The sequence below is a fragment of the Rickettsia tamurae genome, from assembly GCF_000751075.1.
GTDB lineage: Bacteria > Pseudomonadota > Alphaproteobacteria > Rickettsiales > Rickettsiaceae > Rickettsia > Rickettsia tamurae.
Genome location: NZ_CCMG01000008.1, coordinates 179294 through 204097 on the forward strand (window position 1 = coordinate 179294; position 24804 = coordinate 204097).

Consider the following 24804-nt stretch of genomic DNA (forward strand, 5'->3'; position numbering starts at 1 on the left):
TAGAAGGAGGTTATGAAAGAGGTCTAATGGATATCAAACTTTTATATAGACTGGCTAAATATCTAAGGTTCTATAAAAAAGACTTGATCATCGTTATGATCTCTTTACTTAGCGTATCAGCTTCATTATTACTAATCGGTAGTGTTTTTAGAAATTTAGTTGATAAAGGCTTGAGCAAAGACCATATTTTATCGGTTGATAAATCTATATTATATATTTGTTTATTAATTATCATCTTAAGTATTGCTAGTTTTTTTCGTTCATATTTTATCAATAATGTTGCTGAAAAGGCAGTTAATCAAATAAGAAAAGAAGCTTATAGTAATTTAATTAATTATGAAATTGAAGAGTTTGAAGAACTAAAAATCGGCGATATAATTTCACGCCTAACAAATGATATAGATCAAATATCTACTCTCATCGTTAATTTCTTATCTTTTTTTATTCGCAATTCGGTGATGCTAATTGGCGGCGTTACCTTAATGTTTTTTGAAAGCTTTAAACTCGCTTCTATAGTAATTATTACCATTCCTATCTTATTAATTCCTTTAATTAAATTCGGCAAACATGTTAAGGCTTTATCTAAAAAAGCCTTGGAATCTAAGTCACTTTTAGCATCGGACATTGATGAAACTTTTAATAATATTAGAGCTATTTATGCTTTTAACCATCAAATAAAGAAAATTGCCGATTTTGATACTAAATTACAAAACTATTTAATATACTGCAAAACCCGTTTAAAAATCCGGGCTTTATTCTTTGCGATTTCAATAGCCGTTATATTTCTTGCGATTACTTTAGTCGTTTGGATCGGAGCTTCAGATATAGTGAAAGGTCATTTATCTGCCGGTCAAATTATATCATTTATTTATTATGCAATCATTGCCGGAGTTAGCTGTGGCGGTATTTTTGAGCTACTAAGCGAAATGCATTTACCTGTTACAGCCCTTGAGAGAATAATTACAATTATAGATAAGACACCTATAGCACATAATAATTATTTAGAATTAAATAATTCCGATCCAATCTCGATAGAATTTAAAAATGTCGATTTTACCTATCATTCAAGACCTAATTTAAGGATTATTAATAATATGTCTTTGAAGATAAATGCCAATAAGTTTCTTGGTATTGTAGGTAGATCAGGTGCAGGAAAAAGTACTTTGATGCAGTTACTGCTGCGTTTTTACCGGCAAGAAAGCGGCACTATCCTTATTAACAATCAAGATATAATTCTTTTAAATCCTGCCGAAATTCGTAAATTAATTGCCTATGTTCCCCAAGAAGCTAGTATTTTTTCCGGCACTATAAGGTCCAATATTATATTCGGTAATAATGAAGCAAGCGACGACGAAATAAATGAGATAATAAAAATTACGGGAATAGAAGAATTTGCTGTTAAACTTCATGACGGTATAAATGCTAAAATCGGTGAAAGAGGGGTTAGATTATCAGGAGGACAGAAACAAAGAATAGCTATTGCTAGAGCATTACTACGCATGCCGCAAATTTTGCTTCTTGATGAGGCAATGAGTGCTTTAGATACGATGAGCGAACAGAAATTATTAAATGCTATAAAAAAAATAATGAAAGGGAAAATTATTATATCAATTGCCCATCGAATTAGTAGTATAGAATCAGCTGATCGTATTTTAGTAATAGATAAAGGAATAGTAGCAGCTAGCGGAACGCATAATGATTTATCTAAAAATTCAGAAATCTATCGCAATATCTGTAGAGAGCAGTTAACAATATAAAGGGGTATGTCATTCCTGCGAAAGCAGGAATCCAGTCAACCTTAATGTCATACCACGACTTGATCGTGGTATCTTAGGACATAATCTGTGACACAAGATCCCGTGGTCAAGCCACAGTATGACACTGAACGCTTTTTACTGGATTCCCGCTTTCGCGGGAATGACAATAAAGTAGATAATTGATATATTTGTTACAATAAAAGTTCCTTAGTATAAAAAAATTTAAATGTTTAATATAATTTAGCTTGAAAGCTGCCGTGGCTTTGTTATAATTGTAGTTACAAAACAAAAAAGGTTTACAAAATGAAAAATTTATTAAAGATTTTATTAATTCTAGCTTTCGCAAGCCCAGTATTTGCTTCATCAATGCAAATGCCTGACCCAGCTTCAGTTACAACAACCCAAATACAAGCTATGAGTACTGACGATCAACAAGCTTGGGTTGCTAGTTTAACAGCAAATCAGTATAATATGTTAAGTCCTGATGTTCAAAAGTGGGTAATGGAGAATACTACCGATGCTCAAAAACAAGCTTTAGGAATTAATCAGTAATATTTTAATTAATTTTTAAAATTGATATATGTTAGGAATAATTATTCTTAACATATATCACTAAAAGTTTCTGCTTTCACTTCCTTTCAGTCTTCCTGTTATCGTGTCATGTATATACTCATTGATAAATAAAAATTGCTAGATGAGTATAAATTCTTTCTTTAGTAAAATAATACACTAATTATTGTAAGCTATAAGAATATAGAAAGCTAATTTGTTGTGTGGCTTTGCTGTCATTCCTGCGTCCTTATTTATGTCATTCCCGCAAAAATGTTGTTGCGTGGAGCTATTTTCCATCATTGCGAGAAAATTTACAATAGTAAATTGACGAAGCAATCTTGGAAAGAATTCCTGAGATTGCCACGCTCACTAACGTTCGCTCGCAATGACGACTTGGTATCCACGCAACAATGGCTCGCAGGGATGACATCGAGCAGGATTTCAGATTTAACAATACTTTGCTAAAACAACCTAAAACTAACAATTACTTATTACCGTAATCATCATGGAAATACTCGCTGGAGCGGAAATAGATTTATTCGTTCTAAGTTTCCCTGAAATACAAGATACATTTAACCTTTCAACTTTTATGACGGAACTACTACTCGGTGTAAATCTAACCGCTTATTGTATTACTTCGCTTATAGTCGGTAATTTAGGAGATAGATACGGATGCAGACCGATTTTATACTCGGTTTACTGATTTTTAATCTTGGTAGTTTATTTTGTGTATTTGCAAATAATTATGAAGCTATATTATTTGGAAGATTTTTGCAAGAATGCGGGATATCATCGGTTGCAGTGCTAGTATATGTTGTTCTTGCCGATATTTATTTGGTACAAGAATAGCAAAGATTAATGGGCATTTTAAACGGCACTATTGCTCTTTCTATGGCAATAGCACCGGTTATAGGTAGCTACATCAATTTATTTTGGGGCTGACGTGGCAATTTTGTTTTGTTGCTTATAGTAGGTTTGATTAGTCTAATTCTTGGTATATTATTTATTCCAAAAAGAGAAGTCAATAAAAAAATACGTATTTCTTCAAAAGAATATATACCTATCTTCAAATCGCCAAAAGCTATATATTATATACTTACAATGATATTTCTTGCACAAGGATATTGGATATTTATCGGGATTGTTCCTATTTTATATATGCAAGATTTAGGTGTAACTTTAGAATATTTCGGACTTTATCAAGGAGCAATGGCGGCTCTATTCTCAATTATGAGCTTTTCAAGCGGTTATTGCTTTAAAAAATTCGGTATTAGAAATTGCTTCTATTTTGGAGTTATATTTATAATACTATTCCTACTAGGAAATAGCATATTAGTTGTATATAATATTAATAATCCTTTAACCATAACAATAGTTACTTTATTATTATCTCTTGGCGTGATATATCCGATTAACATATTATGGCCACTGCTTTTAGAAGCTATTCCGGACGGTAAAGCTCGTATGACTGCTATTTTTACTTCGGCTAGATTGATTTTAACGGCATTTGGGTTGCAATTAGTAGGATTTTTAACGGTACTTTTACCCCTCTTGGCATTACTATATCCATTGTTACGCTATTTGGGTTAGTAACATTACCTAAATTATTTAAGTACGATAAAGCCTTTGAGATTTTTAGTAACGTGTAGATGTCTTTATGTCATCAATTGTGTCGTCATTGCGAGGAAAAACTGTAAGTTTTGACGAAGCAATCTCAGGAATTTGTTATTATTTCATAAGATTGCCACGCTCACTAACGTTCGCTCGCAATGACAAAAAAGCTGATTCACGCAGGAATAACCTAGAAACGGATGTAAGAAAAAATAAAAAAATGATCAATAACAATTTTATCTTCAAGATAGCTTTCAGATATTTTAGAGCTAAGAAAAACGAAAAATTTGTTTCTATTATTTCTGCCTTTTCGTTAGTAGGCGTAATGATCGGCGTTGCAGCATTAATAGTAGTCATGTCCGTTATGAACGGTTTTCATATAGAGCTTACTAAAAATATTATCGGGTTAAATGGGGATATAGTAATAAATCGGCAAGGTGGTAGTATTGATAACTATGAAGAGATTAAAGCTAAACTCCTAAAACAAGATTATGTAAAGCATGTAACATTCATTGCCCACGGTCAAGCTTTGGCTCTTGGTAAAAATAATAATAGCGGTGTACTTGTTAAAGGTATGAAATTAAAGGATCTAAGTTTAAGAAATGAAATTTTTAAAAATGTAAATTTTGGTAATTTTGATAATTTTCACGGCAAAAACGTAATAGCACTCGGAGAACAATTAGCAAGCAATTTAGGCGTAACCGTTGGGGATAAGATTAGATTAATTTCACCGAATTCAGTTTCTACCGCCTTTGGCAGTATGCCAAGATCAAAAGAATTTAAAGTTATCGCAATTTTCAATAGCGGTATGTATGATTATGATTTGACAACGATATTAATGCCGCTTACCGCAGCACAAAATTTCTTATCTCTTGGCGACGATATTAATTTAATCGAAATTAATAGTCTAGATCCCGATAAAGCTCTCGCATATTCATATAAAATACAATCATTATTAGGTCCAAACCTATATGTATTTAATTGGCAAACCTTAAATTCGCAATTTTTAAGTGCTCTTGCTGTTGAGCGTACGACTATGTTTACTATTCTATCTTTAATTATTACGGTTGCAGCCTTTAATATTATTTCAAGCTTATTTATGCTTGTTAAAGATAAAACTTCAGATATTGCAATTCTTAGAACTATGGGAGCAAGCACTAAGCAAATAATGCTTATTTTTATCTATAACGGAATGTTTATAGGATTGCTTGGCACAACACTAGGTGTAATCCTTGGGGTTACCTTTTCTTATAATATTCAAACTATCAAGAATTATTTGGAGCGTATAACCGGTACTAAAATTTTCGAGGCAGCTATTTATTTTCTTTATAGTTTACCTTCAAAAGTAAGAGCTGAGGACATTATTTTAATTACCTCTTTATCTATAATATTGTGTTTTCTTGCAACAATTTATCCTTCTTATAGAGCCTCAAAATTAAATCCCGTGGATGCCCTAAGATATGAATAATACAGTCCTCATTTTAAAAAATATCTCAAAACATTACAGCCAAGGCAAAACTATTGTTAGAGTACTAGATGATCTTAATCTAACGGTTAATGAAGGTGAATTAATCGCTATAATAGGTTCTTCAGGTAGCGGCAAATCAACTTTACTACATATTGCCGGCTTGCTTGATAAACCTACAAACGGTCAAGTCATCATACCAAATAGCAAGTATCAAAAATATCATCTCATTCGTCTTCATTATTTAGGTTTTATCTATCAACAACATCACTTACTTAAAGATTTTACCGCTCTTGAAAATGTTATTATGCCAAGACTTATTAGCGGTCTTGATCAAAAAGAAGCAATAGAAGATGCAACAAAGATATTAGATGATTTAGGGCTTGGGGAAAAACTCTATAATATGCCCGGAGAATTATCGGGAGGAGAACAACAACGGGTCGCTATAGCTCGGAGCTTAATTAACAAGCCGAAAATTATTTTAGCAGATGAACCGACAGGTAATTTAGATCCCAAAACCACAAATGAAGTATTTAATTTATTTTTAAAAGTAGCAAGAGAACAAAATACCGCAGTTATTATGGTAACACATAACCATGAGTTAGCACATAAAATGGATAAATTATATAAGCTAAAGCATGGATTATTAAATATAGCTTGATTTAAAGCTCAAAAATTTTAATAATTATATGTAGATTCTGTGAAGATTTCTAAAAAGATTTAATTTTGGCTCTTTTTTGCTGCAAATTAGAAATTTTCACAGAACCTAATATTCTTTTAATAAAGGTTAGTAATGGCTGAGCCTATTATATTTACTCTTTTACTCGGAGATAAAGATCGGATATTAGAGAAAATAAACAAGCAGGAAACTCAAAATAAACTGCCTATTATCCGGCTAGAATCACATATATCCGATAAAGAACGTATTTTTTCGGAGATCTTACAAGAATCCCGCGAAAAGGGCAAAATACCGATTTTTAATATTCAACTTAATAATAATGTAAAACCAATTTTTCGGGTACAAGATTTAATTAATTCACAAAATTTAAATATAAAAACTACTATTACTTTTGATCAATATAATTCATTACCCCAAAATTCTGAACTAGAAGCTTATTGGAAGCAAATTATGGAAAAAGTTGATCATGTTTTTTTTACAAATGAAGCAGATCAAAATTTAGCTATAGCCGATGGTATAGTACCAAAAGATAAAACCACTACAATTACGGATATAAGTTTAGTAACATCTGTTTTTAACAATCTTGTATATGATCGTAAAATTGATCAATTACTTTCCGGTACAATACCTGATAAAGAAAAGTTAGATAAAATAATAAAAAATGCTAAAAATCAAGGCGGTAGAGTGATTATAGAAACTTGGCCTCTTTCTGCAGACGAAGCAACAAATCTCATCACTGCTAAATTCGGTATTACCTCTGAAGATCAAATTTACGGATTGAAACTCGAAATTAATGAAATCTTAAAAGATCCAAATAATGCTGCTGAAAATTTTAAAAAATATGTATCACAAACATCCAGGCAATTTCAAAAAGATTTAGGTAAAGCTGAGATAAATCCCATTGACTTTAATTTTAATACAAAGAAAGTTATGAATGATAGCCCTAAGGATATACAAGTAGAACAAACAACATCATATGAACCTCCAAAAGAAAACCAACCACAACCGCAAGGTTTTTTTAGAAGAGTTTTTAACTATTTTAAAGATATAGTAACTAGTTTTAAAGAAGCAATATTCGACAAAAAAGAAGAACTTAAAACTCAAGTAACTCCAACTACGGAAGCAAAGCCGACAATAACAGAAGAATCACTAACTACTGTTGCATCTTCTATAACTCAACCGCAACAACACGTTTCTAAAAGCTCTCCGGTTATAGGTTCAAGTCAAAAGCAGCAAGATAAGCCATTTGGTATGACAGAACAAGACTATAAAGCGATGAGGGCTGCTAGTACTACTTTGCACCATGATAATCCAAGTAATAATATTAATAATTTTAAATATGATCTTTCACAAGAAGATCTAAATAACATAAAAAAACCTGAATATTGGTATACTGAAAATGATATTGTAAATATCTTGACGGCAGCGTTAGATGACAAAAAAGTTTCAATACAACCGGCTATAACTTTAACAAATACAGTAGTTAAGGAAGAAATGCTTAGAGATCTTACCATAAAAGGCGAAGAGAAAGAGAGAGCCTTAGCAGAAATTCAAGAGACAAAAGCAATGTTTAAAGATGCTCCGGAAGTAGAACGAAACAACGTTTTAAAAGACCTTGAGGCTAGAGAAAAAATAATTACTCTACCGGATGAGGAACGTGAAAAACAGAGTAATGCACTATTAAAAGAAGCAGAATCTAAACAAAAAATTAACACAGATATTTTAAATAGAGCTGCTAAAGATATACAAGAAAATGGGAAAGAATGTGCAGTGATACCGATAGAGATGGGTACCGGACATTGGTGTAATTTATTTATGACTCATAGTAAAGAAGATAATCAAACTATTATAACTTTTAATGATTCTTTCGGGCATCCTATAGGTAGTAATAATAATATATTACCTGATACAATAAATAAAGCATTTGAAAATAAAAGACCTCCGCTTGTTATTGATGAACAAATCAAGCAGCAAAATAATAATTTTGATTGTGGTCCTTACTCCGTGGAGACTATGATTAGAAAAGCAAGCGGCAAGCTAATTCTTACTGAGAGCGAAGCTTTGAATAAAGGACCGGAGTTAAGAGAAAAGCATGCACAGGTCGTTATCGATAAACAGCAAGAGCGGCAAGCTAAAACTCAATTATCTAATCGTTGGACTAGTAAACAGCAACAAGAGAGCAAAGGCAGTAATCAACTTAGACATTAAAACTTATTTTAAACAATTGTAGACTCTTTAATAAATATATCCCATCCCTAATCCGCTAAAACTTGACGTTAGTGACTTATCACCTTTCGAAGCTGCTGAAAAGATTTTGGAGCATGTAGAGAATATTACTAGAAGTTACAAGAAAGAGCTATGATATATGAAAAACTTTTTAAAATATTTACTTACAATTTTTCTATTAACTTTTACAACTCAATCATTGGCTAATAAATATCTTTCTAAAGCTGATAATTTGTTTGGAATGAGTAAATTTGATTTAGCTCTTAAAGAGATTGATAAAGCTATAGAGCTGGAGCCTAATAACCATCATGCATATTTTGTTAAAAGTATTATTTTAACAAAATTAGGCGAAAATAAATTAGCTTTAAAAGCAAGCAATAACGCTATCAACCTAGATCCTAAAAATTCTAAATATTACTGGTTAAAATTTATGATTTTAGAAAAATTAGGTGAATACAAGTTAGCTAGTGAAGCATTTGATAAATATAAAGCATTAGAGCAAAAATTTCCTCAAGATATTATATTAACCGATAAAGGAGAATATAAATTAAAGAAGGAAGAAGCTCTTAATGCTTTAATAGAAGGAGACGAGTTTAAATTAGGTAAACACAAAGAAGCTTTAAAGACGTTTGAAAAAGCTATTGCATTAGATAATACTAACCCTATGGCTTATTCGTTTAAAGCTTTTGCATTATGTGATTTAGGAAGATATAAGGAAGCACTTATAGAAATAAATAAAGCATTAGAATTAGACTCAAATAATCTTGATGCTCAAACTATTAAAAAATTACTACAAAAGAAATTGCATAAAAAATGATTTAGGTAATAAATAATTTTAAATGCACTTACGTATAAATCAATTATTATAAATACCAGTACTAAATATTCTCCTTAAGCTAAATGAAAAGTTTTTTGAGAAAGCTGGTATTTTCGTTTAATCCAACATGAAAAGATTCGTGCTATTGTTTTAAGGCATGAATTTTTAACATACCGATAACGGTCGAGTAGATAGTGGGATTATAAGTCTTCAGCAAAGCCGTCAATAATTTCCGGTTTACCGATACGAACTTGTTGCTCAAAAATTTTATTTGCCAGTTCTTTAACACCTCTAAGCATTGACCCGCCACTGGTAATGATAGTTCGAGACGCTAGCGGTTGTCCCTTTGTTGCTTTATCATATTCAGCTTTTACCATTGATAATATCTCTTCTACTCTTGGTCCGATTATTTCAATAAGCTTATAAATAGTAATTGCTGCATTAAGATTATAAAGACTGTCAATTTAAATCTTCTAAATTAATAATAGAATCTTTATCAAACGAAGATAATATTGCATTACCGTAGAGAACCTTTAATTTTTCTGCCGTAATAAGATCAATGCCAAAAACTTTGGCAATATCGGAAATAATATGAAAGCTTCCTAAATTTATATGACTTGTATATATTATGTAAATAATTTGCAATTGGCTATAATTCCTAATATAATTACTTATAGTTAATTTATATTTTAACAAAGAATGACTACCACCATACTTGTGATCGTTATTATAATAATGATTGCCTTATCTGCTTTATTTGCCGCTACCGAAACTGCTATTACCGCTTCTTCCCCAGGGAAGATTCATAAGCTTAAAATCGCCGGTAATAAGCGTGCTAAAACAGTTTTAGAGGTTCTTAAGAAAAAAGAAAAGATCATAGGAACTTTATTAATAGGTAATAGTTTAATCAATACTGTTTGTACCACTATTGCTACTACTCTCTTTATTAGCTTTCTTGGAGATAATGGTCCCATTGTTGCTTCCGGCGTTATGGCTTTTATAATTATTGTTTTTGCCGAAGTAGTACCGAAAGCAATAGCCGTTGCTAAACCTGAGCAATTAGCATTAAAAATGGCTTCAACTATCGTAATATTTTTAAAACTTTTCAAACCTATTAATATTGCTCTTGATTACATTACAAAAATATTTTGCTTCATATTTCGTATTAATTTAAATCCTCAAATATCAGGAACGGAAGAAGTAAGAGGCGTGATTGAGCATTACCATCAAGAAGGCGGAGTTTATAAATCCGATCGTAATATGCTCGGCGGGATACTAGATATACGTAATATGACTGTATCGGAAATTATGACTCACAGAAGCAGTATTATAGCCCTTAATATTGACCTACCTCATGAAGTAATAATTAAAACTTTATTATCGGGGGCTCATACACGTATACCTTTGTGGCAAGATAATAGAGATAATATAATAGGGATTCTCAATCTAAAAGATTTGCTTAAAACATTATACGAAAATAATAATGATGCAAAAAAAGTTGATATTAATAAACTTCTAACTCCACCTTGGTTTATCCCTGAGAATGCACTTGTAGTAGACCAGCTACATGCATTTAGAGAACGTAATAATCATTTTGCTTGTGTTGTAGATGAGTATGGTACTCTACTAGGTATTATTACTCTTGAAGATGTTATAGAAGAAATCGTAGGACCCATTACTGATGAACATGATAGACTTAATAATGAAATTATCAAGAAGTCTAATACCGAGTTCATTATAAAAGGAACTACGACTATTAGAGATATTAACCGAGAACTTGATTGGAATTTATCGGATGAGGATGCAAACACTATAGCAGGATTAATAATCCATAAAATTGCTAGAATTCCAAATCAAAGGGAAGTAATTGAAATATTTAATTTAAAGGTAATTATTTTAAAGAAAATTGCCAATAAGATTGATAGCGTAAAAATTACCGTATTACCTACTACCGAGGAAACAATAAGCAGTGAGTGAAATCGGTAATTTTTTACTGCTAACAACGATGTGCTTAAGTGGGATGTCGGTACTATTATCATTCCTGCGTAGGCGGGAATCCAGTATAACATATAAAAAATTAACTTCTTTACCAATAGTAAAATTATTTTTTCTGGATTCCCGCCTACGTGGGAATGACATTTACTTCTACATAGCTGCCTCATGTGCTATACTTGCCTTTTTTACCCTAGTCTATGCTTTTATTATCTCTGACTTTTCACTACAAAATGTTTTCTTAAATTCCAGTACTTTAAAACCTTTAATATATAAAATAGCCGGTAGTTGGTCGGGCCATGAAGGCTCAATGTTATTATGGTTTTGTTTATTACAAATCGTTAGTTGCTGTTATATATTTTTACTTGAAGATAACCGGCTTAAATTTTTATCTATTATCATATTATCAGCCATACAACTATTTTTTAGCAGTTTTATTTACTTTACCTCCAATCCTTTTAACGTGTTTTCTTTCGTTCCTCAAGAAGGGTTAGGCTTAAACCCGATGCTACAAGATATTGCTTTGAGCATCCACCCTCCTCTGCTTTATTTAGGCTATGTTAGCTATGTAGTACCTTTTACTATTGTTTGTGCTATGTTACTTACCACTGTCATCCCGTGGCTTGACCACGGGACCTTGTGCCACAGATTGCGTCCTGAGATACCGCGGTCAAGCCACGGGATGACACTTATCCATCTTCTCAAAACATTTTCCAATATCGGTATCTTATTTACTACTATCGGCATTAGCCTTGGTTCTTGGTGGGCATATAGAGAACTCGGCTGGGACGGATTTTGGTTTTTTGATCCGGTAGAGAATATTTCACTATTTCCTTGGTTATCCGGAATTATGCTCCATCATTCTATAATTGTAACGACAAAAACCGGACGCATGCAAAGTTGGACGATAATTTTATCTATCATTACTTTTTTGTTGGTAATATTTAGTACTTTTTTAGTACGTTCCGGTTTTATTACCTCAATTCACTCTTTTGCATTCTCACCTGAGAGAGGAATATACTTGCTTGGAATATTTTTGATTATGGGGATTGGAGGATTGTGTGTCATCCCGCGGCTTGACCGCGGGATCCAGTTAAAAGTATTATCAATTGTTTTTTGGATCCCGCGGTCAAGCCGTGGGATGACAGCAATAGAAAAAGCCATACTCCTCGGTAATATATTCTTCCTACTTAGCCTTATCGTACTAATAGCTGCCACACTTTATCCACCAATTTACTCTTTATTCGACGATAAACCTATTATTATTAGTGAAACATTTTTTGTTAATAATTTTATTATATTCGTTATCCCTATTCTTGGTACCATAGGATTATTTACTACCAGAATCTCTATTAAAAAACATATTATAATTCTAATATTATCTCTAATAATTACTTATTTAATATCATTAAAAGTAACATTTAGTGTTATATCGATTTTAACTATAATCGCATCTATATTTCTTATGCTTCATAATGTTCATTATCTTTTGGTTAAAACTAATTATTTTAGAAATAGACTTAAAGCAAGTAACGCTAGTATGATACTTGGGCATTTCGGTTTTGCACTAATTAGCTTTAGTATCACTATGAATGCATTATTACAAAGCGAAATGGATTTTACCGGCAGAGTAGGAACAAGTAAAACTTTTAACGAATTTAAAGTAACATTGCAAAATATTAAGTTTGCTCAAGGTAAAAATTATTATAGACAAATCGCTGAATTTTGGCTTGAGGATGATAGCCGTAATATAACTATATTAAAACCGGAAAATAGGCTTTATATAGTTGAAAAGAGTTTATCGCAAGAAAGCGATATATACTCTTACTTATCATATGATCTTTACGCAGTTTTAAGTAATATAGACGGCGATATAATCCATGCTAAAATATATTACAAGCCAATGATGAGCTTTATTTGGCTTGGAATTATTCTCACCGCTTCCGGCTTTTTTATTGCACTAATCAGAAAAAATTCTAGCTAATGTGATATTTTGTTGCATGGATCAAAAAACGCGTTCGTGTCATACTGTGGCTTGATCACGGTATTTAGAAAAACAACTTAAAATACTAACAATTTTAGTATTTTAAACTGGATCCCGCGATCAAGTCGCGGGATGACAGAGGTGGAATTGATCCACGCAATAATGAATTCACACAACAACACTAACTAATGTGAACCATCACATTTAAGGTTTAAAATTTTTATACTATTCGGATGATCAGCTCCGAATTTTTCTATTTGATTATTACGGAATTTTTCATACCAAAATTTCTTAGGTAAAGTGCAACTAGCTTTAGCGGCTGCAAGATACATATTACTTATTTCATACACATTTTTCATATTTTCTTTATAGTTATTCCAATATATATTTTCAGCAGTAGCATAAGCATCTACCGCCTCCTCATTTTGATTAAGTAACACTAGTGCATCCCCTTCAGCAACAAACGTTTTTGCCAAATCTATATCCGGTGATATAATAATCTCTTTGTTAGGTCTAAGTTGGATCATTAAGAAAAATTGCTTTAGCTTTTTTAGCGTATTCTAGAGCTTCGGTAACATCACCTAAACCTAGCTTTGCTCTTGATTTTTGAGTAAAAATTCGTCCAAATACTTGATTTTCCTCTTTTTTACTCGATTTATTCATATCATATATTTGTTCTAATAAAGAAAGAGATTCCTGATGTTTCTTAAGATTATTTAATACATCTACTTTAATGAGATATGAACCGGTAAGAAATAAATCTTGAGGTTTCATGCCGTTTTCGATACAAGTATTTACACTATCGTCAATTCTTCTCAAGGCCTCATAATTTTTACCTTGAATACTAAACAATTTAGATTTTGCATAATATATAGTTGCCGTATCAGTTATATCTACTAGATTTTGATTGAACATATCTTCCATCATTTGGATATTTTTTCTGCTTCTTCTAGATTTCCTAGCTGAATATTGGATATAGCCTAACCGAAAACTATATTACATTTTATGGAATCATATCCTTTCACTTCATCAAATACCTGCTTAGCTTTCGTATCATATTCAATTGCTTTTTTAGGATCCAACCAAGTTCTATAATACCATCCTATGCGTCCTAAATATGCAGCATAAGCAAATTTTTCTTCATTATTCATTGTCCATAATTTAAATTTACCTTTTTGATCGTTTTTATCAAACCAATTTACTAATTTTTTTGAGTTATATAAATCGGAAGAATTAGCATATTGTATTAATAAATTTAATTTTAACTCTAAAATTTTATATATCGATATATCGTATTTTTCTGCATTTTTTGTAATTATTTCAATATTATCCGATATAGTTTTAGCATTTCTAAAAATATGCCCCTTTATAAACTTTTAGGTATAGAACTTAAAAGATTAGTAACACTACGTTCAAGATATTCTTTATTTCCTTTATCTTCATTTATTTGTAATATTTTTTCAGCTATAACATCATGCATTTCAAATATCGGATTAACTTCATTAGGCTCAATATTAGAGATCAAAGCAAATTTAGAAAGCTGATAAATATCATCGTCTAGACTATTCTTATCTTCAGTAATAGAATTTAATAATTCTTTTGAAAAACTTTGATTATTAAGCAATACTATCCCATCTAGTAATCTCTTGGCACTAGGCTTTAATTCATTGCTAACAAGTTTTATATTTAGCTCAATTTTATCCTTAGAGGCTTTTATCTTTTTCTTGTATTCTTCTAAGTTCAAACCTTGTATTTGATTTAATATTTGTGCTCCTTGAACTACGAGAATCGGATAACCTCCAAATTCTTGAGTCAAAAAATTTATTAATTCCGGATTTTTATTTTCCAATATATTTTTTGCAAGTAATGCAGCTTCCGGCTTAGTGAAAGCGTTTGCTTTGATTATGTTAGACAATAATTCAGCGTCTTGGGAACAAAATATAATATTACCATTATATTCCCAATTAATAAAATCCTCTATTTTCTTATTCTCGCCTATTTTTAAATTATCAAATACCAATAACCATTTATCTTTACTTGCTAGATAAACCATTAAATCTTTCCTCATCACTGCCATATCTTCTGAAATCACCGGTGATTTTACCCCAATATTAATAGCTTTAGATAATTTAAGTAATTGCTGCTCTATATTTAGATTACAATCAATAAACCAAATTATGTTATAGTTATCTTTATTTTCATAAGCGTACATTCTAGCAAGCTGCGTTTTACCCATACCGCTTACCCCCCTACTACACTAGATTGCTTATATTTATTAAGATTTTCTTTTAGCTTTTCCAATTGCGATACATGATTTATGAAATAACTAACCGGTACAACTAAATTAGATATTTGACTTTGAGCAAATATACTTCCGCTTATTAGAAGCATAATAATCACTAATATATATTTTTTCATAATATTTATTAATTTTAAATTTTTAGCTGTAAAGCTTTATATCTTTTCGACTAAAAGTCAATAAAAATTTTGAGTTAGGTTTGGCGAAGTGTTAGTATACTATGTTACGTGGTTCGGCTTTTACGTCATTGCGAGAAGGTATTGTTGCGTGGAGCGGCAAAACCCACTGTGTCACCCCGTGGCTTGACCACGGGGTCCATAAAAACAACTTATAATGTACATTAGTCTATTTTTCCTGGATCCCGCGATCAAATCGCGGGATGACAGGAGAAAAACCGATCCATGCAACAAGGTCTACGGTTGCTCGCAATGACGACTCGGTATCCACACAACAATGCTCTACGAGGATAAACAAAAATTGGGATATAGAATAAAAAAAGCCCCTTTTTTTCAAAGAGAGCTTTTTTCTTAAGGAACTTATAAACTTGCTAATCGGGAGCGATTAGAAGTTTACACGGACTTTTAGAGTACCTTGATGTGCAGTATATTTACTTGCAATCTGAGCATCGTAACCGACTCCGTATTCCATCTTAGCATCAGGTCTTATGCTTGCACTTAAACCTAAATTATAAGATGTTTTAGCGGTTCTGTCAGGCTGGCTGATGAACGGAGTAACTTGTCCGTCTAACACAGACCGAGTTTTAGATAATTTACCGTTTACTTTGTGAACCACAAAAGCGTGAGCTTCCGGATATACCGCAAGATCAGTTATGTTCATAGTACCGCCGGCTACTTTAGCACCTACTATTAAATCGGTTCTATCGCTAAACTTGCTGTTAACCTGCTTGTTTGCAACTGTTGTACCAGTTTCTTTGTAGTTTTCGTCAGAAGACTTTAAGTAGCTAAGCCCTGCCATTGGAGTTACTAACACACCTTGCATTGCATTGTAATCATAACCGACTGTTAAGTTACCGCCGAATGTCATGTTATCGTAATTACCAGCAGCAATTTGCTTGCTCATATTACCGTTAGCATCGAAGAAGTAACGCTGACTTTTGTTCTTCACTTGGTTTAAGTTAAATATTGCACTACCTTGAGCAAAGAAATTCTCAACAAGCTGCTGGGCACCGTATAGAGAGAATGAGAAACCGTTAACGTTAGTTTTATCACCTTTCTTATAATCTTGGTGTTTTATATCAGTTTTAGTGATACCGATAGCAGCACCGATCATTAAGTTATCGTTAGCTAGCGTATCTAAACCGATTAGGACAGCGGTGGTTTTAGCTTTATAACCAGCTAAACCGCCTTTCTTACTTTGATGTGCATCAGTATAGAAAGGTTTTGCCCATATACCGTAAGCTACATTATCAACAGCCCCGTCACCTGCAGCAACCGCAGCCGGTACTGCTCCAGCTTCAGGTCCAGCCATTTCAGCAGTTTCAGGAGTACCTAAATATCTAAGAGCACCTAATCTGTTACTAAGTTGAGCTTGGATATCTTTTACTACATTTAATTGTACATTAGTTACGGCCGCACTTGTATCGGTAACGATAGCTCCGACAAAGTTAGCAGAATCAGCACTATTTTTAGCTAAAAGAAGATTATTATATGCTGCAGTATTAGTTGCATTTACAAATGTTGTAATGTTCTGACCTATACCCGGTGCACCTGCAAATTGGCTACCTGCAATATCATTAGTAACTACATTTGCTGCATTGTTAGTACGTGTTATTACATAATCTTGGTTAGCATCACGTATTAAACCGTATTTTATGAAACGATTATCTCCGGTTACAGCAAAGTTAGGACCTCCTAAAGTACCGCTAAACCTAGCACCACCTTGAATTAAAGTATAAGTTTGTGTACCACTGAAATTTGTATTGGCATTATCTTGTACGTTAATGGTTGTTGTTCCTGTAGTTGTTGCATTAACTTGAGCACCTTCCGCGATAACGATGTGACCTATATTACCGTTTGCTACTGTTAAAGTAGTTTCAATAGAAGTATTGCTTCCCCATGTTGAAGTACCGCTTGCAAATGTTAAAATATTTGTATCAAGATCGATTTCACCGTTAATAGCAATAGTACCGCCGCCTAAAATTACATTAGAATTTAAAACATCTAAGCCATAAGTACCAAAGTCTGTGACTTGTGAATAAATATTTCCTTGTAATCCTGCACCATTATCATTACCTGTAAACTTAACAGAAGCTACAGGAGTACCTGAAGCACCTATATTACCAACATACGCATCACCTAAATAAGTTACGGTACCGTTATTAGCTTTAGTAGTAACAATCATACTTGTAGGATCAGAAAATGTACCGTCAGCAAATCTTACATTAGCGTTACCGTTAACACTTCCAAGAGTAATTTTACCGTCGAAATCTGTTCCGGCTATACCGCCTGTAGTAACAGTTACACCGTCATTAATTGTTGCGTTAGTTGCAATAATACTACCTAAGTTGTTATAGTCTGTAGTAAACGTTACTTGCTTTAACTTTGGAGTACCATTCTCTATACCTAAGCCATAAATCGTACCAGGGGTATTAGGAATACCGCCGCTAAGAATTACAGTACCTTGATTATTTTTTATAGTTCCTATACCTGCATATAATGTAGTAGTATTAACAGCAATACCATTATCGCTTCCAAGACTTAGACCTACAATATTATTTTGATCACCGATTACTTGATCGTCAGCGATTACACTATCCACATCTGATACGACTACAACAGGAACATTAAAGTTACCTGCTGGACCATTATTACCTACGGTACTTTTAATTGTTAAAGGAACTGCGTTGCCTGCATCGTTGAATGGGATGCCGCTAGGTAAGAATAAAGCTGCACCTAAACTTGCATTTTCAAAAGAAATTGTATCAGTCGCCATACCATGCTCATTACCTGCATTACCTATCTCATTAATCACTATGTTACCGGGGCCGGAAACTGTTATTTGTTCTACAGCATTAACAGGTGCAGCTTGTTTGCTTAATGTTACGGTAATAGGACCGGTGTTAACGAATTCTACTATACCGGTACCATCGGCAGATGCGACAAAGTCCGCAGTATAGTTACCACCGATTTGTAAGGTAGAATCACCTTCAATTGTAGTTTCACCGTTAAATGTTGCGTTACCTAAGAACTTAGCAGTAGTACCGTTATCTAATGTTACAGTATTAAGCTTATTACCTTGCTGTCCACCGACTGTACCGCTTACTATATTTGTTCCACCTGCCTTAAAGCTGAAAGAACCCATGTTAGCAGCAGCAGTAGTAATGTTAGTGGCGTATAAATTAACACCTTGACCTACATTTAATATAGTGTTTATAGCAGGTGCAAAATTAATCTCTGCAAGTGGCTTTGCAGCGCTACCTAAATTTGTACCGGCTGCAAGAATTGTATTATTAGCTCCAACAGGATTAAATATTATTTTACCTTGATTTGCAGCATTTGTAGTTTTTGTTATTAAGTAAGCATTATGAGCGAATTGTACTGAACCGTTATTTCCAATAACTAACTCGTTAATAGCAACATCACCGTCATTTAAAGCTGTTTTGCTTGAGCCGATATTAAATTGTCCAAGAGTTTTATTATTAGCTTTATTAGCTCCAATAATACCGATATCACCGCTAATAGTTAAAGTTTGAGCATTTGTTAGGCTACTCGCATCAACAACGCCTGTTTGATCAGTATTTATAGCTAAATCAAAATCAACTAAAATATTATTTTGAGTACTTGTTAATTTAATAGTACCACCATCTTGGAAATTAATCGCTCCACCGGCAGCGCCGATAATATTTGCTCCACCAAGTGTTAATGTTTTTGAAGCATCACCAGCTAAAATAATCCCTTGTAACGCAGCATTACCACCACCATTACCTATATCACCGGTAATTGTAGCACTTCCATCTAACTGAATAGCACCACCGGCAAGAGCACCGCCAATAAGAGCAGTTTGGTTAACATTACCGGTGATAACTGTATCGTCGGCAAGTTTAAAGATAGAACCGGCATTTCCTAAACGTAACTCGGCAGTATGTGTTCCTGATAAATTAACAATCCCAGCAGCACTAGCTTCGATTGCCGTAATCTTATTTGTCACCGGAGTATTTGCATTCGCACTGTTTAAAGTACCGGCACCGAGGAAAGTTATTACACCTGCAGTGTTACCGGCATTGCTCGCATCACCTGTAAAATTACCTGTAAGAGTCGGAGCATTAGCAGCAGCAACTATAATTTGTGAGGCAGTATTACCAAAATCAACAGCACCAAGTGTTGAAGAAATAGTCATTGTAGTTGTAGAAGCTGCTTTGAAAGTTGTACTACCACCGTTACCTACATCAACTTGTTGTTGGAAAGTACTAGTACCACCGTTAACTGTTACATTTTTAGCAAAAATTTGGTTTGTAATTGTAGCATTATTTCCACCGACAGCAGTAACAATAAATTGCTGAGCACGATTTGCATTATTTGTACCAACTACTGCAGTAAGACCTGGAGCAGTAGTACCAAATGTACCAGCTACAGCTGTAGTATCAAAATGTATTATACCATTATTATCTCCACCGTCACCTGCACCACCACCAAGTGTAGTACCATTAAGGACAAGAAAATTGGCAGCATTACCGTTACCACCTGCTTTAGCAAGAAGATGCAATGTACCGCTACCTTGAAGATTTATAACATTACCATCGTTTTGTAATGTTAAATTAACATTACCTGCTCCATCAGAATTTGAATTAAAACGTAAAAGGCTTTCATCGTTAACATTAAGAGTTTTAACAGCAGCAAAACTATTATCCTGTACTTCTAAACCTTTAGCTTGGTTACCAATGCCGCTACCGGCATTAGTGACATTTAAAACAGCACCAGCCTTAGCTGCATTAGCAATCTTAGCATTAGCACCAAGTATAATACCGTTAGTAGTATCTGCAGGATTAAAGTTTAATGTGAAAGCAAGATTAGCGAAATCGATTGCACCTAAACCATTATAAATATTGACTTGATTAGCCGCAGCACCTAGACCTTGTGTACCTGTCAAAGTTAAGAGTTGACCTGCTTGATTGACAGTAATATTAGCTAAATCAGCACCTCCTACTCCTACGATAGAACCAATGTTTAATGATTTACTTAATGTTACAGCTCCTGCATTACCACCTGTATCGATTATGAGAGCAGCTACGTTAAACCCTACAGAATCTAAGGTAACTTGATTACCATTATTAGCAATTCTAAGAGTATCACCAGCAACAGGAGCCTGTGCTGGATTCCAGTTAGCAGGAGCATTAAGAGTTGTATTACCATTAGTAGATAATAAAGCACCCATAGCTGAGCCTGCAGAACCGGCCACTATGGTAGCTGTAGAAGCAGTTACCAATCCTGCGGAAATTAATTTTTTTAGAAAATTTGGTTTTTGAGCCATAATTTTTTTCCTATATTTAAGTTAAAATTTAGTATCTAGTATTAAAACAAACTTATCAAACTTGAGTCAAGATACCCCACATTTGATAAGGAAATAACCTAATATTTTGTTTCAATAGTTTCTAAACTACGGGCTGAGTATAATATATATTGTATATAATTACAAGCGTCGCCGTAGTTTTTTTATAAAGTTTTAATAACTGTTATATTTTTATCACAACTATATCATTCCTTCCGTGGTCTCGGGGTTGTCATTGCGAGGAAAAACTGCAAGTTTTGACGAAGCAATCTTAGGATATTTAACGAGATTGCCATGCTCCCTACGGTCGCTCGCAATGACGAGGCGGTGTTACGCTGGCAATGCCTGCTCGCAATGACGAGAAAACTACTCTTCGTTAAATATTAGCACTTCAGCAGTATTTTCCCATTTTAGCATTTCGTCGTATTTAGTATGCCAAATACACATAATTTCTTTTTCATATTCTACAATTTGCTCTTCTAATCCTTCAAATTGTTTCACCATTTGACGTGCTTTAGAAAGTATCGTGTCATTAGTAACGTCAAAAACTTTTTTCAAATGAAGGTCTTGTTCTTCTTTGTAATTTAAATGAGCCGCTCTACCAAGTTCGGCATCTTTATGCATATCTTCACTTCTTATCTGTATTTCAAAATTACGCTTAGAGTGTAAAAGCTGCATTATATTATGAAGAGACTGATAGCCGTTGCTTTTTGGTCTATTGATATAATCTTTGGTGTATAACCAATCTAAATGCGGAGAACTCTTAACTACGTCCAAAGCATTATAGCATAGAGCTTTAGATTTAACTATAATCCTACATGCAATTAAGTCTTTCAATGCATCAATCGGCACTTCTTTCCTTTTCATCTTTTTTAAAACAGAATAAGGTTCTTTAAGACGCATATATATCTCATTTTCTATATCCGCTTTATTTAAATCTTCTTTAAGCAGATTAATAATATCACAAATCAAATCCCCTCCTGCTACCTAAAATTCTATATATCTCTATTCTTAGTAAATATTACCTATAGCTTTTAGAACTTAAATCCACAAGACTGTTCATAATACTATTCAAGTAATTTATAAAATTAATTCTTTAACAAAAAATTAAAAAACAGATTAATAGTAAAAATAAATTTTTTCAATATAATTGTTTAATTAATTTTAACTTAGATTAATTGAATAAGCTCCTTAATAGCCATTTTACGGCTAAATACCTGCCGTTGTGCAGTTCCGTTATCATCCCGTGGCTCTAACGACCACGGGATCTTGCATCACAGACTGTGTCCTAAGATACCGCGGTCAAGCCGCGGTATGACATTAAATAAATAATAGCATTCAGCAAATAAACAAGTCAGAAAATTTATCTATAGAACCTTCCGAAACACACCCTAAAACTTCAGACATTTTGTTAAATTCTCCGGTACATTCAAGCACTATATCTATGCCTGCATCTAAAACTCCTTTGGTAATATCTGCCATACTACCGCTTAAAGCTTTCATATCTATTGCATCGGAAATAATAAGCCCTTTAAAACCAATATTATTTTTAATATAATCGATAACTATTCTGGATAGAGTTGCGGGGTTGTTTGGATCAAGAGCTTTGTAAATTATATGTGCCGTCATAGCAAGCTTAATATTATCGTGCTTCGCTAGCTCCTTAAATACTTTAAAATCTGTTTTTTCTAACTCTTCTATACCAGCATCAACAATCGGTAATTTTTTATGGCTATCCACCGTAGCTCTACCATGACCAGGAATATGCTTAATGCAAGCTGCGACTTTCTCTTCTTGTAATCCGTCTATAGCAGCTAAACATAAAGGTACGACTACTTCCGGCTCTGAGCCAAAACTTCTATCCCCGACTATCTTGTCTGCTCCTTCGTGGATCAAATCCGCTACCGGTGCAAAATCTAGATTAATGCCTACTTCTCTTAGCTCTTTGCCTATATTGCTATAGTTTTGTTTGCACTCTTGCATATCAACGAAAGTTTGAGCAGCCGGAGCGTCATAAAAAGTCGGTGCTATGAGCCTTTTTACCCTACCACCCTCTTGATCTATAGAGATGATAGTATTTTCCCCTAATACTTCTTTTATATCTGCAATAAGCTTAATAAGGGCTTCTTTATCCTGCTCACCGTTATCATTCTTTCTAATATTACGACGGAATAAAATTACACCTAAAGGATTATGCTCTTCAAATAATTCTCTTTCGGCATCGGTTAATTCAGGACCGGATATACCTATAATTACCGGCTTTACCATTTGTCTTATTGTCATAATATGCTCCTTTCTTTAAAACGTGATATGACAAGTACTATACGCAAGTCATCGAGGAATCGGCAAGAATTTTTTTTATTTGAAGAGATAAATTATGAAAATTGGTAAGTAATACATCGATTCTACTCGATGAACTTGAAAAATTGGCTGAGTCGTCTTTGTAAGCCCTCGGATGCTCACGTACTTCTGTATGCTCCGCTCCTCGTCTTACAGACTCCTCGCTCTTTTCCAAGTTAATCTTCGTATAACTCGTTTTGCAGCAAGATTTTTGAAGTAAATCAATATCATTAGCAGTATAATATTTTTTGTTAGACTTTTTGCATAACTTGCTTCTAAAGGTAATTTGGAAGAAGGGACAAAACGTAAATTCTTTTTTGATTCTATAATTACCGATGATTTGGTATGAAAATTTATTCCGGGACGTAGATTTTTTTGTTTAACCTCAAAGCTACCGAAATTCTTTAAAGTTAATTTTTGTTTCTTTGCTATTTCTAAAATGTTAGAAAAAACCGTATTAACTATTTCTTCACATAAATTATTTGAAAAACCCAATTTGGAGCTTAACCATAGCTGCAATTTTTTCTTTGGTAATAGTCATAAATAATACCGATTTTTAAGGGTATATTGTCCGCAGTCATTGCGAGGAGAAACTATAAGTTTCGACGAAGCAATCTCAGGAGTTTATCCTACTTTATGAGATTGCCGCGTCGATGCTACGCATCTCCTCGCAATGACGTTAAAAAATTACGAATCTGCTTTTTCTTTATCATTATTATATTCATTAATCATTAATATTTTTATTTAGCTCTTCTAATTTATCCACTAGGTACTGACGTATTTTTTCTTGCTTCTTGCTTTCTGCTTTTTTATAATCTTCCATTTTTGCTTTTACATCATCTATAGATTTTTGCAGTTCTTCACCTTTTTTATCTTTCTGATCTTTCACATTCTTTTTTATCTCTGCAACGCTTTGGGCTATCTGATCATAAGTATTGCTTAAGGTCTGATTAAATTTATCGGCTCCCGTTTGTGCTAGGTTTGTTAAATTGTCTTTTAATTCCTGTAAGTTTTCGGTAATTGTTTTTGTACTGCTTGTAGCTACTTCTTCAGTTTGCACTTCATTTGCTTTTGTTTCATCCTTGGTAGGCGAATCTGCAAAAATGCTAGGTGTTAATAATAATGTAGCGGTAGCCCCTAGTGTTATTAAGATTTTTTTCATTATATTATCCAATTACTTATGTTTATTATTATATTGTTCAATTTTTTTACTTAAATCATCAAGTTTTTTTACAAGAGTTTGTCTATATTCTTCTACTTTATCATCTTTAATTTTCTGATAATCCTGCAACTCTTTAGTTAAATTTTTATATTGCTCTTTTATAGTTTCTAAAGAATGATCTTTACTATCCTTAGCATATTTCTCTAAATCATTAATTTTAACGGATAATTTATCCGCCACTTCATGACATTTTTATTAAAATCGGCAGTAATAATTTTAACAGAACCTTTAAGATTATTATGTAATTCTTCAAGTGCTTCCCCTATAGTTCTCATAAAACCTCTTTTTGAAAATAGTTAATAAAAATTAAACTTAGGTGTTATATCAGAATCATAAATAATATAACTTTAAAAAG

20 protein-coding genes and 4 pseudogenes are annotated in these 24804 nt (G+C 33.1%); 9 read left to right on the top strand and 15 right to left on the bottom strand.

The features are described 5' to 3' along the window. Positions 1-26: 26 nt before the first annotated feature. Positions 27-1757: an ABC transporter ATP-binding protein gene (locus MB29_RS02840; RefSeq protein ID WP_032139058.1), complete on the top strand. Its 1731-nt coding sequence runs from the start codon at positions 27-29 to the stop codon at positions 1755-1757. Positions 1758-2060: 303 nt separating this feature from the next. Beyond that, positions 2061-2309, top strand: coding sequence for a DUF2673 domain-containing protein (locus MB29_RS02845; protein ID WP_032138948.1), 249 nt, complete (start codon positions 2061-2063; stop codon positions 2307-2309). 286 nt (positions 2310-2595) lie between these two features. Here the strand turns inward: MB29_RS02845 and MB29_RS11380 are convergent, their stop codons facing one another. Beyond that, complete coding sequence (locus MB29_RS11380) at positions 2596-2763, bottom strand: hypothetical protein (protein WP_215426187.1); 168 nt, start codon at positions 2761-2763, stop codon at positions 2596-2598. A 51-nt stretch (positions 2764-2814) separates the two neighbouring features. Here MB29_RS11380 and MB29_RS08270 point away from each other — a divergent pair. The 5 genes and pseudogenes from MB29_RS08270 (at position 2815) to MB29_RS02870 (ending at position 9107) form a co-directional block, all read left to right on the top strand. After that, positions 2815-3958: pseudogene (locus MB29_RS08270) on the top strand (MFS transporter). Between the two features lie 182 nt (positions 3959-4140). Then, positions 4141-5388, top strand: coding sequence for a lipoprotein-releasing ABC transporter permease subunit (locus MB29_RS02855; RefSeq protein ID WP_032138949.1), 1248 nt, complete (start codon positions 4141-4143; stop codon positions 5386-5388). Continuing rightward, positions 5381-6046 (top strand): ABC transporter ATP-binding protein, encoded by a 666-nt coding sequence (locus MB29_RS02860; RefSeq protein WP_032138950.1) that lies wholly within the window; start codon positions 5381-5383, stop codon positions 6044-6046. The genes MB29_RS02855 and MB29_RS02860 overlap by 8 nt, the downstream gene beginning before the upstream one ends. Positions 6047-6178: 132 nt before the next feature. Next, complete coding sequence (locus MB29_RS13685) at positions 6179-8272, top strand: Ulp1 family isopeptidase (protein WP_032138951.1); 2094 nt, start codon at positions 6179-6181, stop codon at positions 8270-8272. Between the two features lie 157 nt (positions 8273-8429). Further along, on the top strand, positions 8430-9107 hold the full coding sequence (locus tag MB29_RS02870) for a tetratricopeptide repeat protein (RefSeq protein WP_032138952.1): 678 nt from the start codon (positions 8430-8432) through the stop codon (positions 9105-9107). Positions 9108-9252: 145 nt separating this feature from the next. Here the strand turns inward: MB29_RS02870 and MB29_RS12550 are convergent. After that, positions 9253-9737, bottom strand: a pseudogene (locus MB29_RS12550) (cell division FtsA domain-containing protein); the annotation flags it as partial. Positions 9738-9806: 69 nt separating this feature from the next. On the opposite strand from MB29_RS12550, the gene MB29_RS02880 reads away from it, so the two are divergent. Both MB29_RS02880 and MB29_RS14450 read left to right on the top strand, forming a co-directional pair. Then, positions 9807-11084, top strand: a complete 1278-nt coding sequence (locus tag MB29_RS02880) for an HlyC/CorC family transporter (protein ID WP_233418884.1) — start codon at positions 9807-9809, stop codon at positions 11082-11084. A gap of 133 nt (positions 11085-11217) precedes the next feature. Then, a complete protein-coding gene (locus MB29_RS14450; RefSeq protein WP_410528032.1) occupies positions 11218-13083 on the top strand; it encodes a heme lyase CcmF/NrfE family subunit in 1866 nt (621 codons plus the stop codon). Positions 13084-13268: 185 nt separating this feature from the next. Here MB29_RS14450 and MB29_RS02890 read toward each other — a convergent pair whose 3' ends face one another. The 13 genes and pseudogenes from MB29_RS02890 to MB29_RS13380 form a co-directional block, all read right to left on the bottom strand. Continuing rightward, a complete protein-coding gene (locus MB29_RS02890; RefSeq protein ID WP_233418885.1) occupies positions 13269-13610 on the bottom strand; it encodes a hypothetical protein in 342 nt (113 codons plus the stop codon). After that, positions 13597-13998, bottom strand: coding sequence for a hypothetical protein (locus MB29_RS12555; protein WP_233418886.1), 402 nt, complete (start codon positions 13996-13998; stop codon positions 13597-13599). The genes MB29_RS02890 and MB29_RS12555 overlap by 14 nt, the downstream gene beginning before the upstream one ends. Positions 13999-14063: 65 nt before the next feature. Then, on the bottom strand, positions 14064-14234 hold the full coding sequence (locus MB29_RS12560) for a hypothetical protein (RefSeq protein ID WP_233418887.1): 171 nt from the start codon (positions 14232-14234) through the stop codon (positions 14064-14066). Positions 14235-14449: 215 nt separating this feature from the next. After that, on the bottom strand, positions 14450-15319 hold the full coding sequence (locus tag MB29_RS08285) for a hypothetical protein (RefSeq protein ID WP_233418888.1): 870 nt from the start codon (positions 15317-15319) through the stop codon (positions 14450-14452). Positions 15320-15324: 5 nt separating this feature from the next. After that, positions 15325-15501, bottom strand: a complete 177-nt coding sequence (locus tag MB29_RS11400) for a hypothetical protein (protein ID WP_215426207.1) — start codon at positions 15499-15501, stop codon at positions 15325-15327. A gap of 442 nt (positions 15502-15943) precedes the next feature. Further along, positions 15944-20869 (bottom strand): outer membrane protein OmpB, encoded by a 4926-nt coding sequence (gene ompB / locus MB29_RS02905; RefSeq protein ID WP_032138955.1) that lies wholly within the window; start codon positions 20867-20869, stop codon positions 15944-15946. A gap of 384 nt (positions 20870-21253) precedes the next feature. Beyond that, positions 21254-21859: a guanosine polyphosphate pyrophosphohydrolase gene (locus MB29_RS02910; protein ID WP_032138956.1), complete on the bottom strand. Its 606-nt coding sequence runs from the start codon at positions 21857-21859 to the stop codon at positions 21254-21256. Between the two features lie 366 nt (positions 21860-22225). Continuing rightward, a complete protein-coding gene (gene nagZ / locus MB29_RS02915; RefSeq protein WP_032138957.1) occupies positions 22226-23170 on the bottom strand; it encodes a beta-N-acetylhexosaminidase in 945 nt (314 codons plus the stop codon). A gap of 37 nt (positions 23171-23207) precedes the next feature. Further along, a complete protein-coding gene (locus MB29_RS13690) occupies positions 23208-23549 on the bottom strand; it encodes a palindromic element RPE5 domain-containing protein (protein WP_324607272.1) in 342 nt (113 codons plus the stop codon). After that, positions 23477-23768 (bottom strand): annotated as a pseudogene (locus MB29_RS11405) (HU family DNA-binding protein); the annotation flags it as partial. The pseudogene MB29_RS11405 and the gene MB29_RS13690, both read right to left, overlap by 73 nt. Positions 23769-23914: 146 nt before the next feature. Further along, positions 23915-24389: pseudogene (locus tag MB29_RS08290) on the bottom strand (hypothetical protein). Positions 24390-24401: 12 nt separating this feature from the next. Continuing rightward, a complete protein-coding gene (locus tag MB29_RS08295; protein WP_233418890.1) occupies positions 24402-24629 on the bottom strand; it encodes a hypothetical protein in 228 nt (75 codons plus the stop codon). After that, a complete protein-coding gene (locus tag MB29_RS13380; protein ID WP_267881723.1) occupies positions 24593-24724 on the bottom strand; it encodes a hypothetical protein in 132 nt (43 codons plus the stop codon). The genes MB29_RS08295 and MB29_RS13380 overlap by 37 nt, the downstream gene beginning before the upstream one ends. Positions 24725-24804: the final 80 nt, after the last annotated feature.

What these genes read in the sequence shown, in the direction of transcription:
- MB29_RS02840 (WP_032139058.1), top strand. Translation starts at nt 27, where the DNA reads ATGGATATCAAACTTTTATATAGACTGGCTAAATATCTAAGGTTCTAT.
- MB29_RS02845 (WP_032138948.1), top strand. Translation starts at nt 2,061, where the DNA reads ATGAAAAATTTATTAAAGATTTTATTAATTCTAGCTTTCGCAAGCCCA.
- MB29_RS02855 (WP_032138949.1), top strand. Translation starts at nt 4,141, where the DNA reads ATGATCAATAACAATTTTATCTTCAAGATAGCTTTCAGATATTTTAGA.
- MB29_RS02860 (WP_032138950.1), top strand. Translation starts at nt 5,381, where the DNA reads ATGAATAATACAGTCCTCATTTTAAAAAATATCTCAAAACATTACAGC.
- MB29_RS13685 (WP_032138951.1), top strand. Translation starts at nt 6,179, where the DNA reads ATGGCTGAGCCTATTATATTTACTCTTTTACTCGGAGATAAAGATCGG.
- MB29_RS02870 (WP_032138952.1), top strand. Translation starts at nt 8,430, where the DNA reads ATGAAAAACTTTTTAAAATATTTACTTACAATTTTTCTATTAACTTTT.
- MB29_RS02880 (WP_233418884.1), top strand. Translation starts at nt 9,807, where the DNA reads ATGACTACCACCATACTTGTGATCGTTATTATAATAATGATTGCCTTA.
- MB29_RS02890 (WP_233418885.1), bottom strand. Translation starts at nt 13,610, where the DNA reads ATGATCCAACTTAGACCTAACAAAGAGATTATTATATCACCGGATATA.
- MB29_RS12555 (WP_233418886.1), bottom strand. Translation starts at nt 13,998, where the DNA reads ATGTTCAATCAAAATCTAGTAGATATAACTGATACGGCAACTATATAT.
- MB29_RS12560 (WP_233418887.1), bottom strand. Translation starts at nt 14,234, where the DNA reads ATGAATAATGAAGAAAAATTTGCTTATGCTGCATATTTAGGACGCATA.
- MB29_RS08285 (WP_233418888.1), bottom strand. Translation starts at nt 15,319, where the DNA reads ATGGGTAAAACGCAGCTTGCTAGAATGTACGCTTATGAAAATAAAGAT.
- MB29_RS11400 (WP_215426207.1), bottom strand. Translation starts at nt 15,501, where the DNA reads ATGAAAAAATATATATTAGTGATTATTATGCTTCTAATAAGCGGAAGT.
- ompB (WP_032138955.1), bottom strand. Translation starts at nt 20,869, where the DNA reads ATGGCTCAAAAACCAAATTTTCTAAAAAAATTAATTTCCGCAGGATTG.
- nagZ (WP_032138957.1), bottom strand. Translation starts at nt 23,170, where the DNA reads ATGACAATAAGACAAATGGTAAAGCCGGTAATTATAGGTATATCCGGT.
- MB29_RS13380 (WP_267881723.1), bottom strand. Translation starts at nt 24,724, where the DNA reads ATGAGAACTATAGGGGAAGCACTTGAAGAATTACATAATAATCTTAAA.